Origin of the sequence: Pantoea pleuroti (assembly GCF_014156615.1) — a bacterium.
GTDB classification, from domain to species: Bacteria; Pseudomonadota; Gammaproteobacteria; order Enterobacterales; family Enterobacteriaceae; genus Pantoea; species Pantoea agglomerans.
In genome coordinates this window covers 1-17,484 of the sequence record NZ_SBFD01000003.1, presented here as the reverse complement: position 1 = coordinate 17,484, position 17,484 = coordinate 1, and the positions used below count along the sequence as shown (strand labels likewise).

General features: G+C 55.9%; 6 protein-coding genes. 5 read left to right on the top strand and 1 reads right to left on the bottom strand.

What is annotated here, in order from left to right; translation table 11 throughout:
- Positions 1-149 precede the first annotated feature (149 nt).
- Positions 150-1,604 carry an AMP nucleosidase gene (locus EPG66_RS07890; RefSeq protein WP_031591057.1) on the bottom strand — a complete coding sequence of 485 codons (1,455 nt, stop codon included), beginning with the start codon at positions 1,602-1,604 and terminating at the stop codon, positions 150-152.
- Between the two features lie 465 nt (positions 1,605-2,069).
- Between EPG66_RS07890 and EPG66_RS07885 the strand changes: the two genes are divergently transcribed.
- From EPG66_RS07885 to EPG66_RS07865, 5 genes are all read left to right on the top strand, one after another.
- Positions 2,070-3,479, top strand: coding sequence for an EmmdR/YeeO family multidrug/toxin efflux MATE transporter (locus EPG66_RS07885; protein ID WP_010670873.1), 1,410 nt, complete (start codon positions 2,070-2,072; stop codon positions 3,477-3,479).
- A gap of 197 nt (positions 3,480-3,676) precedes the next feature.
- Positions 3,677-4,789, top strand: a complete 1,113-nt coding sequence (locus tag EPG66_RS07880) for a lactonase family protein (RefSeq protein WP_182686446.1) — start codon at positions 3,677-3,679, stop codon at positions 4,787-4,789.
- A 148-nt stretch (positions 4,790-4,937) separates the two neighbouring features.
- Positions 4,938-5,093 carry a hypothetical protein gene (locus EPG66_RS07875; protein ID WP_182686444.1) on the top strand — a complete coding sequence of 52 codons (156 nt, stop codon included), beginning with the start codon at positions 4,938-4,940 and terminating at the stop codon, positions 5,091-5,093.
- A 412-nt stretch (positions 5,094-5,505) separates the two neighbouring features.
- Positions 5,506-7,173, top strand: a complete 1,668-nt coding sequence (locus EPG66_RS07870; RefSeq protein WP_182686442.1) for a ShlB/FhaC/HecB family hemolysin secretion/activation protein — start codon at positions 5,506-5,508, stop codon at positions 7,171-7,173.
- Between the two features lie 15 nt (positions 7,174-7,188).
- The coding region (locus EPG66_RS07865) for a hemagglutinin repeat-containing protein (RefSeq protein ID WP_182686440.1) at positions 7,189-17,484 on the top strand (10,296 nt) is incomplete at its 3' end.

Here is a 17,484-nt window from a genome sequence, read left to right as displayed (position 1 = left end):
TCGCCTGCAGAGGCGAATCTGAAACTGCCCGGCTTACCAGGCGAACGAAACCTTCTCATAGCCCGTTCGCGCAGCGAACAATCCTAGCTTTAGCGCAGCACCCAGGCCCATTCGCGCAGCGAACATCCCCCGCTTCAGGCGGCTAACGCTTACCTGAAAGGCGGCTCATTAAAGGTACGCAACTTACGCGAATGCAGCTTGTCGCCCTCGGCGCGCAGCAACTCAACAGCATGAATACCAATCTGCAGATGCTCCGAAATCGCCCCTTCATAGAAACGATTCGCCTGACCGGGCAGCTTAATCTCACCGTGCAGCGGCTTGTCTGAAACGCACAGCAGCGTGCCGTACGGCACCCGGAAACGATAACCCTGTGCGGCAATGGTGGCGCTTTCCATATCGACTGCCACCGCACGGCTCAGGTTAAAGCGCAGTGCCGAAGCGGAGTAGCGCAGTTCCCAGTTGCGATCGTCGGTGGTTACCACGGTGCCGGTACGCAACCGCTGCTTCACCTCTTCGCCTGGCATGCCGCTCACCGATTTGGTGGCGTCATACAGCGCGCGCTGCACTTCGGCAATGCTGGGTACCGGGATATCAGGCGGCAGCACGCTGTCCAGCACGTGATCGTCGCGCAGATAGGCGTGGGCCAGCACATAATCACCGATCCGCTGGCTCTCGCGCAGCCCGCCACAGTGACCAATCATCAGCCACGCATGTGGACGCATCACCGCCAGATGATCGCAGATGGTTTTGGCATTTGACGGGCCGACACCAATGTTAATCAGCGTAATACCACGACGATTTGGGGAGGTGAGATGCCAGGCGGGCATCTGGTGCTTCTTCCACGCCAGATCCGAGAGCATCGACTCACTGTCAGCGGTGTCGGCGGTCAGCACCACATCGCCCGCGCAGGCCAGGCTGTCGTAAGGGGTACTGGGATCGCGCACCTGCTCGATCGCCCAGCGCACAAACTCATCAACATAACGGGTGTAGTTGGTGAATAGCACAAACGGCTGGAAGTGCTCTACGCTGGTGCCGGTGTAGTGACGCAGGCGGGCCAGCGAGAAGTCGGTTCGCAGCGCGTCGAAGTGCGACAGAGGGGATTTTGCATCGGCATGGAACAGACCATCGGCGGTCTCATCACCAATCTGTGACAGCTCGGTGGTCGGGAAGTGGCGCGCAATACCGGCACTCATGGTGCGATCCAGTGACAGGTCGGAACCGTCGATCACGTAAGGATAGGGGATCTCCTGGCTGGAGGGCCCCACGTCGATCTCCAGCTGATACTCCTTCTCCAGCATCTGAAGCTGTTCCGAAATATAGTGGCGCAGCAATGCCGGGCGGGTGATGGTGGTGCTGTAACTGCCGGTGTGGGTGAAACGTCCCCAGGCACGCGTGCGGTTCTGCTGCGGACCGTCGCCGCGCCAGGTGATGCGCAGCTCCGGATAAACAAATAGTCCCTGCGCCCGAGCGGCGGCATCGGGCAGCGTGCCGTTTTCGGTAAAGGCTTTAATCGCCTCACGTAGCGCATCGACGGCGCCATCGTACAGGCGTTCAAGTTCATCCAGCGCCTGCTGGCTGGTCAGGTTTTTCCGTAGTGTCGGCATGGTTTCTCCTTCCATTTTTTTCCGCAATTTGCCCCAAGCTTAGCGGGTTTGTTGCGGAGATTGGTGAAGAATCTGTGATCGCCGTTTTTTTGCGCCAGCGAAGCGCGAATTCTGAGCAGGGCTGTTTTAAGTGAAGATCCGCTGCACTGAAATCCAGTAAGAAAATCTTTACTATCAGAAGCGGTGATTCGCCACTTTTAAATGCGTTACCGATGAGGAGAGGGCGGAAAAACCGCCAGCAGCAAAGCATGCCCAATCCATCATAACATCAGGGAAATATTCAGGTTTGCTACAGCGGGCGGGGCAGTGAGGCAGATTGTGCCGTGGCGGCATTAAAAAGTTTGTAACCATGATTAATTTGCACCGGAAAGACTTTGCATATTTCTCTGCCCACTATCATCATTAGAACTCCTGTCCAGTCTCTTCTGATTTGGTAATCCTTTGCAAAATCCCGGCGTAGCAGTGATGCAGGCGATCAAGCGCACGGCGTGGTACCCGAAACGCCGTTCGTATCGCACGCTCTACTGGCGTGAGATATCGCCATTAGCAGTGCCTATCTTTTTCGAGAACGCCTGTGTGCTATTGATGGGCGTACTGAGCACCTTCCTGGTCAGCTGGCTGGGTAAAGAGGCGATGGCGGGTGTGGGCCTGGCCGACAGCTTCAACATGGTGATCATCTCGTTCTTTGCTGCCATCGATCTCGGTACCACGGTGGTGGTGGCGTTCAGTCTGGCAAAACGCAACGGCAAGCGCGCCCGTGCCGCCACGCGTCAGTCGCTGGCCATGATGACGATACTCGCCTTTGTACTGGTGATCGCCATTGAGTTCTGGGGCCATCTGATCGTCGATGCGATTGCCGGTGCCGCCGATCCGAAAGTCAAAGCCCTGGCGCTGAGCTATCTGCAGACTTCCGCCTGGAGCTATCCGGCTGCCGCCATCACCCTGATTGGCAGCGGGGCACTGCGCGGTGCAGGTAATACCAAAATTCCGATGCTGATTAACGGCGGTATGAACATCCTCAACATCATCATCAGTAGCGTGCTGATTTATGGCTGCTTCTCGTGGGACGGTTTAGGGTTTATCGGTGCCGGGCTCGGACTGACCATCACCCGCTATATCGGGGCGATCGCGGTGATTTACGTGCTGATGATCGGCTTTAACGCATCACTGAAAATCACGCTGTCGAGCTATTTCCGGCGCTGGAACAGCAGCATTCTGATGGAAGTTTTAGGTATAGGCGTGCCTGCCAGTATCGAGTCGGTGCTGTTCAACGGCGGTAAACTGCTGACACAGGTGTTTGTTGCCGGAATGGGCACCAGCGAGATTGCCGGGAATTTTATCGCCTTTTCTATCGCCTCACTGATCAACCTGCCAGGCAATGCGCTGGGTTCGGCTTCAACGATTATCACCGGTACCCGTCTGGGCAGGAATCAGGTGTTCCAGGCGGAACGCCAGGTGCGGCACGTCTTCTGGCTGGCGACGGTCTGCCTGACCGCGATGGCCCTGCTGACGGTGCCGCTGGCCGGGTTGCTGGCGCGGTTTTATACCAGCGATCCGGAAGTGATTAACGTGACGAAGCAGCTGATCTGGCTTAACGCGCTGTTTATGCCGTTATGGGCCGCTTCCTGGGTGCTGCCTGCCGGACTCAAGGGCGCACGCGATGCGCGTTACACCATGTATGTGTCGATGTTCAGCATGTGGGGCGCCCGCGTGGTAGTCGGATACCTGCTCGGTATTGAGCTGGGGATGGGCGTGACCGGCGTCTGGCTGGGGATGTTCCTCGACTGGACGGTGCGTGGCATCTTCTTCTGGTGGCGACTTAACAGCGGCAAGTGGCTCAACCGCTATCGAAAAATGATCGCGAAAACCGGTTAGCGCACTGTTTACGCCTTTCCCCCGCCGCGGGGAAAGGCGTTACACCTCTTTCAGCACCATTAAAAAATAACATCTCCGTCACATCTCCAGACTTTCGAACCTAATTTCAGACAGTTGCACAAAGCCAGCCTTCTCAGACAGGGTTAGCGTAATGCCTGCTGCGCACCGACGCAGACACTACTTATCAAGGTGACCCTATGATCCGTCTGAAAACGGCGCTGGCACTCCTGCCGCTGCTGTGTAGCGCCCCGTTATGGGCGACAACCTTTGTCTATGTGTCGAATGCTGACTCCGGCACCGTTTCCCGCTATCAGCTCAATGAGGTGAATGGCAGCCTGCAATGGCGTGGCGATACGCCTGCCGGTAAAAAGATTATGCCGCTGGCGGCCAGCCCGGATGGTAAACGGCTCTATGGTGCGCTGCGTAGCCCGCCTTATTCGATCATCAGCTGGCGCGTCTCTGGTCCGCACGGTGATTTGCAGAAACTAGCGGTGACGCCGGTTGCAGCCAGCTTTCCGTGGATCACCACCGACAGAAGTGGGCGCTATCTGCTGGCTGCCTCCTATGACAGCGATATCGTCACCAGCAACCGGATTGATGACAAAGGAGTTGTGACACCACAGGTCACAGGCGAGGTGAAAACCGGGCCGCATGCCCACTCGGTGATCACCGACGTCAGCAATCATTCACTTTACGTCGGCAACCTTGGCGCGGATCGCGTGCTGCAATATGCCTTTGCGGATAACGGCGCGATAACGCCGCTGGGAACCGGATTTGTTCAGGGCGAGAAGAACAGCGGTGCACGGCATTCGGTGATATCGCCCGACAATCGCTTCCTCTATAACCTCGCGGAGATGAGCGGCACCATTACGCAGTTCCGGCGCGCGACGGATGGATCGCTGACGGAGCTGAAAACCTGGCCGAATGCGGTGGCGAAGAAATATAACCTGCAGCATGGCGAGCAGCGCCCGGCGGGCTACAGCGATCCCACGCCGCGCATCTGGGCGGCAGACATCAAAATCACCCCGGACGGACAATTTATCTATGTCACCGAGCGCACCTCCAGCACCGTCAGCGGCTACCGGGTTGATAAACAGTCGGGTGAGTTAACACTTATCGGCAGCTGGCCGGTTGAAAAACAGCCCCGCAGTATTGCGACTGATGCGCAGGGTAAATGGCTGATCGCCAGCGGGGAGAAGAGCGCGGTGATTGGCAGTTACGCTATCGATCCCGCCAGCGGCGAACTCAAACGGGTTGCTGAAGCCCCGGCCGGTAAAGGCGCGAACTGGGTGACGCTGATAACGCAGTAACCGTTTTGAGCAGCCGGTGTATGGCACTGGCTAAACAGATGGGGGACTGCTTATGCCATTTCCGGCATAAGCAGCGCAGAAATTTTTGCTTCAGATTGGGCGTGTAAGCGGGTTTACTCAGGGCATCAACTGATGTGGAGAGACTGAAATGAAACAGAAACTGATAGACTGGTTTGAACAGCTGCTGAGCGGCCCTGTGGCGAGTGAACGTGTGCATGATATTAACGTGGAACTGCTGCTGCCGCTGAGCCAGCTGTATGGACTGGAATATTATCCGGCAGTGCATCGCTACCATGAAAAATAATGGTTGTTGTATATTGTCTGGTTAAAGGCCCGCTACGTTGCGGGCCTTTTTGCATCTGTAGTGCCCGAGTCATTTCAGCCAGCAGGCTTCACCACGAAAAACAGCAACATCATTATTTTTTATCCCACTTAATATCCCAGCGCCGTTATATGAATGAGTAATCCGGCACGGATATATATTCATCAATGCACGTCTTAACATCCATTCCCTTAACACTCGTAAATGAGCTCTGCACAAAGAAAGTAGCTAAGTATTTGCAAATTTGGCTTATAAAACGTTTTATCACCGCTAATTTTACTTTTTGTAAAACCACGTCATTATTTTAAGTCAATAAGGAACTTCCGATTGTTAAGGTGGTAATCTGCACGCCTGTGCTTACACAAAACTTACAATAAGCGTTGTTAATCCTTCGATGAAAATGCCTGAAACAGGGAAGTGGCTGGTTTTCGGAGCCAGTTTGTTTATCAGCAATGTCATGGCTGCACCAGTCACGCCGGGCGATCTTGACGTTATTCAAAATCAGCAGCAGCAGCGGTTGCAGCAGGATCAGCAGCAGCGTGACGCATTAACACAGGCGCATCAGGTTGAGCTGCAAAAAACCGAGTCGGCGCCAGCCAGCGGCCCCTGTTTTGAAATCAACCAGATTTCACTGCAACAGGCGAGCTTAATCACGCCTGATACACAGAAGAGACTTGTCGCTCCCTATATCAATCAGTGCCTGAGTCTGGACCGTATTAATCAGCTGGTACGCGCTATTTCAGAGTGGTATGTCCAGCGCGGCTATATCACCAGCCGGGCCTTCCTGACAGAACAGAACCTTTCCCACGGGACGTTAAATATCACCGTACTGGAAGGAAAGCTTGAGGCGATTCATTTGCAGGGTGCCAGTGCACGTCAGTTGAACATGGCGTTTCCGACCCGTGCAGGACGTATTTTAAATTTACGTGACATTGAACAGGGTATGGAGCAGATAAACCGGCTTCGTACTACGCCGGTTCAGATTGAAATCATCCCATCGACTCAGCCAGGCTATTCCATTGTCAACCTGACCAGCACACCCGAGTTTCCTCTGACGCTGGGGCTGAATATGGACAATAGCGGCCAGCGAAGCACCGGCGTCGGTCAGCTTTCCGGCTCGCTGGTGGGTAACGACCTGCTGGGTGTTGCCGATCGCTGGTTTGTCAGCGGTGGTCGCAGTAGCGCTTTCAGCGACTGGCGCGATGCGCAAAATTTCCAGGCGGGCGTCAGCGTGCCTTATGGCTATGGGCTGCTGGATTACAGCTATAGCTGGAGCAACTATCACAGCCGCTTTAACGCCAATAGTTTCGACTGGTATAGCAACGGCGACAACATCTCTAACCGCCTCAGCGGCTCGTGGGTGCTGTTCCGCAACGGGGAAATCAAAACCGGTGTTCAGCTTGGGCTGAACCATTATGTCAGCCATAACTGGCTCAATGAGACGCTGCTTCAAAGCAGTAGCCGCAAACTGACCAGCCTGCAGATCGGTTTTAACCATACGCAAAAAATTGCAGGTGGGGTGGCCACCCTCAACCCGATGCTGAGCCGAGGGATGCCGTGGTTTGATGCGGAAAGCGACAAGGGTAAAAGCGACGATTTTCCTAAAGCTGAATTCCGTAAATGGAGCGTCAGCAGCAGCTATCAGCGGCCTGTCACTCAGAAAATGTGGTGGCTCAGCAGTTTTTACGCTCAGTGGTCGCCGGATCGCCTCTATGGCAGCGAACGTCTGACGATTGGTGGCGAGAACTCGGTTCGCGGCTACAAGGAGCAATACCTTTCCGGCGATGTTGGCGGCTATCTGCGTAACGAACTGAATTACTCGCTGTTTACCCTGCCTGCAATCGGCGAGGTCAGCACCACCCTGGCGCTGGACGGCGGGTGGCTCCAGAGCGATAAACAGGATCGCTACGCAGCAGGCACGCTGTGGGGCAGTTCGCTGGGACTTGGCACCCGTAACGCGCATGTCTCCACTCAGCTGTCGCTGGGTATCCCTGTCAGCTATCCCAATTATCTTGCGCCCGATCGCCTCAGCGTTTACGCGCGTGTTGGACTCGTTTTTTAAAAAAAGGCCCCGATTATGGATGATCATTTAAAGCTTTCACTGCCGCGTCGTCTGCTGAGCTATCTCATCTGCTCGCTGATCGCGTTTCAGCCACTGCTGCCCGCCTTTTCTGCGGCGATAGCGCCCGTCACACCAGGAACCAAAGTCGATGCTGCCGGGAATGGTGTTCCGGTCATTAATATCGCGACGCCGAATGCGGCGGGCCTGTCGCATAACCAGTATCAGAATTACAACGTGGGTCAGGAAGGGCTGATCCTGAACAACGCAACCGGCCGGTTGACGCAGACCCAGCTGGGTGGACTTGTCCAGAACAACCCGAATCTCAAAGCAGGGCAGGAAGCCCGGGCCATTATCAATGAGGTGGTGGGTGCTAACCGTTCACAGCTGCAGGGCTATACCGAGGTAGCGGGCAAAGCGGCCAACGTGATGGTCGCTAACCCTTATGGCATTACCTGTAACGGTTGCGGCTTTATCAATACGCCCAACGTTACGCTGACCACCGGTAAACCGCAGCTTGATGCGCAGGGCAATCTGCAATCGCTGGAGGTGACGAAAGGCGCAATCAGCATTGAGGGTAAAGGACTGGATGGCAGCCAGGCAGATGCTGTCTCGATCATTGCGCGCGCAACCGAAATTAACGCGGGCATCCATGCCAAAGATCTTAATGTGACGCTGGGCGCAAACCGGGTCGGTGCTGATGGCAGCGTGACACCCATTGCGGGCGAAGGTGCTGCGCCATCGGTCGCCGTGGATACCGGCGCGCTGGGCGGCATGTACGCAAACCGCATCCATCTGGTTTCCAGCGAAAACGGCGTTGGCGTCAATCTCGGCAATCTTAATGCCCGTCAGGGCGATATGGTGCTGGATGCGCAGGGTCGGTTAAGCATCAACAATAGCCTGACCAGCGGCACCCTGACTGCAAAAGGCAGCAGCATTGCCCTGCAGGGTGAACATAAAGCCGGGGGCAACGTCGCGCTGACAGCGCAGCAGGATATCACCTTAAACGCGGCCTCACTGGGCAGTGACGCCTCGCTGGACCTCAACAGTCAGGGCAATATCACGCTTAAAGGCAGCAGCGTTAAAGCAGGCCAGAATGTGCGTCTCAGCGGTGCCAACCTGAGTGTTGATAACAGCAGCATCGGTAGTGCGGTAGACGCGCTGCAGCTCTCTGCCACCTCTCAGCTGGACAATGCCGGTCAGCTGGCCGCCGCAAAAACACTCGATATCCAGGCCGCGCAGATCGCTAACCGTGGCAGCCTGACCAGTAATGGTGACGTACAGGTTCGCACTAACATTCTGCAACAGAACGGTAAGCTGCTGGCTCAGGGTAAAAACACTTTGGCTGTTAGCGGACAGCTGACTAACCGCGATGAAATCAGCGGCAGCAGCCTGAACATTCAAAGCGGCACTCTTGATAACAGCGGCAAACTGATCAGTACGGGTGATGCTACGATCACGGCTAATCGACTGAATCAGGACGGGATCTTCTCCGCACAGGGCAACGCACTGTTCAGTGTTGCGGATACCTTCAGCAACAGCGGCAATCTGGTCAGTCATGGCGATGCCGTGATTAACAGCGATACGCTGCAACAAAACGGCTCCATCACTGCACGCGGTGACGTGCAACTGACCGCTCGTGGCAGGCTGGAAAATCAGGGGGCTATCAGCAGTGAGAACGCACTCATCCTGAACAGTGCACAACTGCGTAACATGGGCTCGTTAACCGCACCGAATCTGACGCTGACCGCCGGGCAAATCAGTAACGGCGGCCTGCTTCAGGGCTCTAATCAGCTCTCTTTACATGCCGGACAGCTGGATAACCTGGCTGCGGGTACGATCAGCTCCGACAACGATTTTGCGCTCGATTTGCCACAGCTTAATAACAGCGGATTGATCACCAGCGGCAAAACACTGGTTGTCAGCGGCGACCAGCTGAACAACAGCGGGGAAATCAACGCTGCCAGCCTCAGCGCCCGGTACGGGCATCTGGATAATCAGCTGGGTGGCAAACTGCTGGCCAGTGATCCACTCCAGCTGCACGGCGATGTACTGACTAATCAGGGCATCATCGCCGCCGCAACGCTGAATAGCGATGTCAGCCAGGTCAATAACAGCGGAACACTCCAGGGCGACAAGGCAGTATCGTTGCAGGGCAGCGGGTTAACCAACAGCGGCACGCTGCTCAGCGCAGGCCAGCTGAATGTGCAACAGCAGACGCTGGACAACAGCGGACTGATGCAGGGCAAACAGCTGACACTGAATGCTGACCGCTGGCAGAACAGCGGCAATGCCCTCAGTGAAGCCGACGCCGACCTGCAAAGCGACACGCTGGTCAATAGCGGCAAGATTCTGGGACAACAGGGCATCGCGCTGAAAGCGAATCACACTGACAACAGCGGCTGGCTGATTGCTCAGGCGCTGACGCTGCGTGGCGACCTGATTAACAGTGGCCTGATTCAGGGTAATCAGCAGATTACGCTGGCAGGCGACCAGCTGGATAATCAGCAGGGCGGACAGTTGCTGAGTGACGGCATCCTGAACGGCAACATCACTTCACTGAATAACCGCGGCGCAATGCAGGCCGATCAGATGGCGTTAAACGCGAAGGCGTTGCAGAACAGTGGCACTGTTCGCGCCGGAAAGGCACTGACAGCCCAGGTCGGGGGTGTGCTGGATAACAGCGGAAGTCTGATCAGCCAGCAGCAGATGAATTTACAGGCTGGGGAGATCGATAACAAAGGCACACTGGCGGCAGATAACCTCAGCCTGCATGCGCCAGTGCTCAGTAACGCCGGTCTGCTGCAGGGCAACAGCACCTTAACGCTGGATCATCAGCAACTCCACAACCTCCAGGGCGGCCAGTTAATCGCCGGAGGACCGCTGACGCTGACGTTAGATCAACTGGATAACGACGGGCTGCTGCAGGTTAACGGTAAGCTTTCAGTCAACGGCAACCGTCTCAACAACAGCGGACGCCTGCTAAGCGATGACCTCGATCTTCAGATTGCCGATACGCTGAATAACAGCAGTACGGGACAGATCGTGACCGGCCAGCAGGCCGACCTGCATGCCCAAACGCTCAGTAACAGCGGCCAGATTGCGGCACAGCAACTCAGCGCCAGCGGTAATACGCTGGAAAACAGCGGGCTGCTTCAGGGCGACAACCTGCTGGATCTCGGATTTGCTCAGACCCTCAACCACAACAATGGGCAACTGCTGAGCGGCGATCGACTGATCGTCAAGGGCGGTAGCGCGATCAATGATGGCAGCTGGCAGGGCCAGCAACTCGACGTCACGCTGGATACTCTCGACAATCGCGGCAGCATCAATGGCATCAGCGCCTTGCGCGGTAATATCGCCAGCGATCTGATCAACAGCGGCACGCTGGTCAGCCAGGACAATAGCGACCTGAATGCCACCACGCTGCGCAACAGCGGCAAAATAATGGCGGACCGCCTGGGGTTGCAGGGCACCAGCCTGAACAACGACGGTCTGTTACAGGGCAACACGGCGCTGACTGCTCAGGCCGATAACATCACGCAATCTGCCGGTGGCAAAACGCTGAGCGGCGGAACACTGACGCTGACCGCAGGTCAGCTCAACACCCAGGGAACGCTGCAGGGCGAGCAGGCAACGGTTAACGCTGATAACTGGCTGCATCAGGGATCGCTGCTGGGAAGCAAAGATCTGAACGCCAGCATCAGCAATGAACTGCATAACAGCGGCTCGTTGATGAGTCAGAACACCGCACAGGTTACGGCGAACACGCTGAACAACAGCGGCTCACTGCTTAGCGAAGGGGCGATGGTGCTGAACGGTGCCGCGCTGAATAACAGCGGATCGGTGCAGGGCAAAACCCTGACCATTTCACCCGCCAGCGTCATTAATCAGGGCAGCCTGATTGGTCTGCAGGCATTGACGTTTGCCGCTGCGCCACAGGTGGCCGGGCGAATGCTGCTCAGAGCGCTGGCCGCACCATCACGTCAGCTGATCAATAATCAGGGCGGATCGCTGCTGACGCAGGGCACGCTGAACATCAACGGCGGGGACGTTGTGAATAACGGCAGCTGGCAGGGACAGCAGATCCTGCTGAATGCCCGGCAACTGACCAATAATGGCGCGATCCAGAGTGCGGATGCGCTGCAACTGATTCTGGCGGATCGCCTTGATGCGGGCGCTGGCAGTAAGATTTCAGCGAATGGCACTGCGGCACTGCAGGCACTGACGCTGACCAATCAGGGTGAATGGATTGCCAGAAACCTGACGCTACGGGGCGACACGTTAAACAATAACGGCACCGTCACCGGTGTCGACGCGCTGACGGTTGGCCTTAACGGTGCACTGACTCAGCAGCAGGATAAAACGCTGCTCAGTGCGGGCAGACTGACGCTTCAGTCATCTTCGCTTAATAATGCCGGACGCGTGCAGGGCGGCGATCTGCAGATCACCACGGGCGCGGTTGATAACAACGGGCGCTTACAGGGTGACAACAGCCTGCTGGTCAATGCTGGTGGACGCATCACCAACGGCGGCAATGGCGCCATGATCACGCAAAACGCCCTGACGCTGAACGGACCTGAACTGTTCAACTATGGCCTGATTCAGGGCAATGGCAACGGTGTCGCGACAATAACCGGTTTAACGCAAAACGATGGCCGGTGGCTCTCGGGTGGCGCGCAGACACTGAATACGCCGCAGCTGAATAACAACGGCTGGTTACAGGCGTCGCAGCTGATTCTCAATGCCACCAATGCCAGCAATTACGGTACGCTGCTGGCCGACGGTCAGGGCACGCTGACCGGCAATGGCTTCAGCAACCAGGGCACGGCCCAGGGCGGCAACCTTGAGGTTAATTATCAGCAGGTAAATAACAGCGGCACGCTGCTGGGTAACAACCGGCTGAGCGTAATGGGCGCTCAGGTTAATCAGCAAAGCAGCGGTCGCCTGTTCAGTGGCGGCAGTTTACTGGTTCACAGCAATGGCTTTGATCAGACCGGTCAGGTTGTGGCGCTGGGTGATGCCACGCTGGAAATCGCGAATGGATTTACCGGTCGCGATGTGCTGGCTGCGGGCGGGCGACTCACCGTCAGCAGTAATGGCGCGATAGACAACCAGGGCACGATGCAGGGTGGGGCGCTGACGCTGAGTGCAGGCGGCGATCTCACTAATAATGGTCAGCTCACTACCGGTTCGGGTGACAGTGCGTTCAGCGGCAACCGTATCACCATGAACGGGAATGGCAGTCTGCAGGGCGGCGGTAACATCAACTTAGCCAGCCGCAGCGATATTGTCCTGGACGGCTTTACCGGTACCCGCGGCAACCTGGTGCTCAGTGCGCCTGGCAGCATCGTCAATAACGCGCTGCTCTATGCGGCCGGCAATCTCTCTCTTTTTGCCAACAGTATTCGCAACCAGCGTGCCGATATGCTGGCAGGCGGCAGTATGTGGCTGCAGGGCGATGCGGCGGGGAACGCCAACGGCGAAGTGATTAATAACTCCGGCACCATCGAAACGCAGAACGGCGATATCACGATTAATACGGGGCATTTGCTGAATACGCGGGATGGACTGCATGTAACCCAGACCAGCACATCCTCACCGACACGTGCTGGTGTTGGTGACCCAACGATGAAGATCACCATCTGGCAGTTAGCAGTGGGGGACTATGGTTACTACAACGTGACGATCACTACGCCAAGTACAGGTGGCGGTGGCAATCACTCTGGTTGTGGTTGTTCTGGAGGCTCGACTGTTTCCAAAGATTATTATGCCCCTACTAAAGAGGCTGCTACCCAAAAGTTCGCACTTTCAAGTACTACTGTAGATGTTGTCAGTAATGGCGGTGCAGCGAGAATTGCGTCAGGTAGCAACCTCAATATTAACGCAGGTTCACTGGATAACCAGGCCAGCAACATACTCGCTAATGGTAATGTCTCTCTTTCTGGCGGCCAGCTTAATAATCAGAGCTGGCAGGCGGGCACGCAAAATGACAATCTTGTTTACGAATATAAAGGAGCATTAGCGACAGGAAAAATTGGGGCTGAAAGAACCAGGAATGCCACAAAGGGGAGTGAGTTCACTTATACGCTTACCGGTCACGAAACCACCTTTACGCCTGGCCAGCTCTACCGCGCTGTTATTCAGGCCGGAGGCAATGTCTCAGCTAACTTCAGCGGCGATATCAGCAACACTAACACCACAGCGAATGCCGGCTGGAGCGGTAATACCCTTTCGGCCCCCGCTTTACGCGGCTTAACCGCTGCAGGCACCGCTGGCGCGCAGTCTCATCAGCAACTGGTAACTACTGATAAAGCCGCAATCAATACGCCGCAATGGCGCGATCAGCTCCAGAATGCGCTGCAGCAGGTCAATGGCGCAGGTGCGCTGGAGTCCGCATCACAGGGCAGCGCATCGCTGACACAATATGCAACTGCGGGTAAAAACAACGCAGCGCTGGGTAAAGCCGTCAACCTGACGAATGCTGCTCAGGGTCCTGCGTCGCTGCATAACTATAAGGCCGCTGAGGTTGATATCAGCGCCTATCCATTACCTTCTGGCGTAAACGGCTACTTTGTTGCGTCGAACACCAATAGCCGCTATCTGATTACCGTCAACCCCAAACTCAATGGCCTGGGTCAGCTGGATCAGAGCTTGTTCGGCGAGCTGAATGCAAAACTGGGCAAACAGCCTGCCACCACGCCTTTACAGGAAACGCGGCCTCAATACACAGACGAGAACGCCTTCCTCGGCTCCTCATACATGCTTGATCGCCTTAACCTGAAGCCAGATTATGATTATCGTTTTCTCGGCGATGCGGCGTTTGATACCCGCTACGTCAGTAATGCGGTACTAAATCAGACCGGTAATCGCTACATCAATGGACTGGGATCCGATCTCGCCCAGATGCGCTATCTGATGGACAACGCTGCGGCGGCGCAAAAGTCGCTGGGACTGGAGTTTGGTGTCTCACTCTCTGCCGGGCAACTCGCCTCTTTAGATAAGAGTATGGTCTGGTGGGAAGCCACCACCATCAACGGTGAAACGGTGATGGTGCCGAAGCTCTATCTGTCTACAAAAGATGTGGAGATGCGCGATGGCAGCGTAATTGCCGGTAACAACGTGACGCTGAAAGGCGGGAACGTCATCAACACCGGTAGTAGCGTGATGGCTAAAAACGATCTGACCATCGACAGTCAGAACACGCTCAGTAACCTCAACGCCGGTCTGCTCCATGCAGGGGGCAATCTGCAGCTTAGCGCACTGAATGATATCAACAACGTCAGCGCGACTATCAGCGGTAAAAAGGTGGCACTGGAGAGTGTTAACGGTGACATCAACAACCTGACCACATCACAGCTCTGGCATCTGGATGCAGACAACGGTAAGGGTGCGAAGAAATCCTTTACCGAAACTCTGAGCGGGCCAACGGCGAGCATCACGTCACTGGATTCTCTGAGCCTTAAGGCGGGCAACGATATTACCGTCACCGGCGCTAACCTCAAAGCGGGTGGCGATCTGCTGCTGAACGCCTGGAATGATATTGCTATCACCGGGAACCAGAACGTCACTGGCAGCGCGCAATCCGGCTTCGGAAACCGCTGGCAAAAAGTTGACCCAACCAGCACAACCACCGTCACCACGGTCGGCAGCCAGATCGCCGCAGGCGGCAATATGGCGATGCAGGCGGGCCACGATCTGACTGTTACCGCCAGCAACATCAGCGCCGGTAAAAACGCGGCGCTGGCAGCCGGTAACGATCTTAATCTCAACAGTGCGACCACCAGCCAGAATGATGTGAAGGGCAAACGTGAAACCCATTCAACCGGGCTGGATCGCACGACGCTGACCAGCGGAGGCGATTTAGCACTTCAGGCCGGACGCGATCTCAATAGCCAGGCGGCAGGCATCGCCGCAGACAAAGACGTGACCTTACAGGCGGGGCGTGATGTCAATCTGCTGGCGGCTGAAACCGGTTCTGGCAATAGCTACAAATCCGGCAAGAAGGTTGAGATTAATGAGTCGGTACGCCAGCAGGGCACTGAAATTGCCAGTGGTGGGAGTACGACGGTTAAAGCTGGACGGGACATGGTCGCGGAAGCGGCGAGAGTAGATGCGCGAGGCGATCTTGCTATCCAGGCAGGACGAGACGTGGCTATCACAACGGCGACCGAAAGCGATTATCACTACGACGAAGATACAAAAGTTAAGAAAAAGCTGTTCTCTAAAAAAACCACGCACACGGTTCACGAGAACTCAGCCACGACTGAACAGTCTTCGGCGTTGAGTGGAAACAATATTGCTATCGTCGCCGGACGGGATCTGGGCGTAACGGGTTCCAGCGTGGTGGGCGATAACAACGTTGCACTGAAGGCCGGGCGTGATCTTGCTATCACTGCGGCCACTGAAGAGCAGCATAGCTACAGCCTGAAAGAAACCAAAAAGAGCGGCATGATGAGTGGCGGAAGTATTGGCGTGACCTTCGGTAGCGCTTCCACTCGCCAGCAACTTAATCGCGACGGCACCACCCAAAGCCAGAGCGCTAGCGCCGTAGGCAGCACCGGCGGTAGCGTCACGCTGATTGCCGGTAATAATGCCCATATCGGCGGCTCTGATGTCATCGCTAAAAAAGACATCAGCGTGGTCGGTGGCTCCGTGGATATCGATCCTGGCAACGATCTTATCAGCCGTCGTCAGGTATATGAGCAGAAGAAAAGCGGCTTAACTCTGCAGCTTACCAGCCCGATTACCGATGCCCTATTAAGCCTTGGGGAACAGGCAAAATCCGCCAGCGAGGCGGGCGACGATCGCCTCAAAGCACTGGGTGCGGTAAAAGCTCTGGAAAGTGGCTGGGCGATGTCGGGCGCAAAAACCATGCAGTCTGGCCAGGCGCTGGCCAACGGCAACATGAACCAAGCGGGGATTAAAATTGAGCTCAGTGTCGGCGCGAGTAAAAGTAAATCCTCATCGGAATATAACGCCAATGCCGTTAAAGGTAGTTCACTCAACGGCGGCGGCAACATTGCCGTGGTGGCGACCGGTGCCAACGGCAGCAGCGGTGATATTACGCTCGCTGGCAGCGGCATTACCGGCAAAAATGTCACGCTTGCTGCGGCGCACGATCTCAACCTCACGGCGGCAACCAACAACACCGAACAGAAGAGCAGCAATAAAGCTTCCGGCTGGAGTGGCGGCGTTCATATCGCGATAGGTAATGAAACAGGTATTGGCATACAGGCCAGTGGCTTTATGGCCAGCGGCAAGGAGAATGGCAAAACCACCGATTACGTCAACAGCCGGGTGAACGCCAGCAATGACCTCACCCTGAGCAGCGGCAACGACACCGTGCTGTCTGGCGCGCAGGCTCTGGGTAACCGGATTGTTGCCGATGTAGGCCACGATCTGACGATGACCAGCCTGCAGGATACCGATGATTATCAAAGCAAGCAGCAGAGCGCCAGCGGCGGCTTCAGCTTCACGTTCGGCAGCATGACCGGCTCCGCTGGCCTCAGTCTGAGCCAGAGTAAAGTGAACAGTGAGTATGCCAGCGTCGGCGATCAGAGCGGCCTGTTTGCAGGGAATGGTGGCTATGACATCTATGTTGGCAACCACACCCAGCTGAATGGCGCGGTGATCGCCTCAACGGCGCAGTCCGCGGACAATGCGCTCTCCACCGGTACGCTGGGCTGGTCTGACATCGACAACCACGCTTCTTACAAAGCCAGTAGCTCATCCATCAGCATGGGTGGGGGTAACGAAGATAATAAAATGTCAGGCGGTGCGATACCAACCTCTGCTAATACCCATGGCAGTGCCTCTGGCACCACCCGTTCAGCCGTGGCGGACGGTACCATCACGGTACGTAACGGTCAGGCTCAGACACAGAACGTCGCAGATCTGAGCAGAGATACCGACAACGCCAACGGCCATATCGACAAGATATTCGACAAGGATAAGGTCGCACGCAAGCTTGAGTTTGCACAGGGAATGCAGGAGCTGGGTCAGCGTGTAGCAGGCGATGTCAGCAGCTACAAAATGCAGGCTGCTGAAGATGAAACCAGAGAAAGGTTGCTGAAAGCAAACCCGCAATATGCTGGTTATTCAACCGATGCATTAAACACTTTAATCGTAAATGATCCCGGCTATAAGGCCGTTGCAGAAAAGTGGGGCACAGGCGGCAGCTATTCCATGGCAGCAGCAGCAGTTACAGGCGTTCTTGGAGGCCTTGGCGCAGGTAACCTGGGTGCAGCCGCAGCAGGTGGAATGGCGCCTTACATCGCCAATAAAATTAAGCAAGCTACCAGCAAAGTTGTC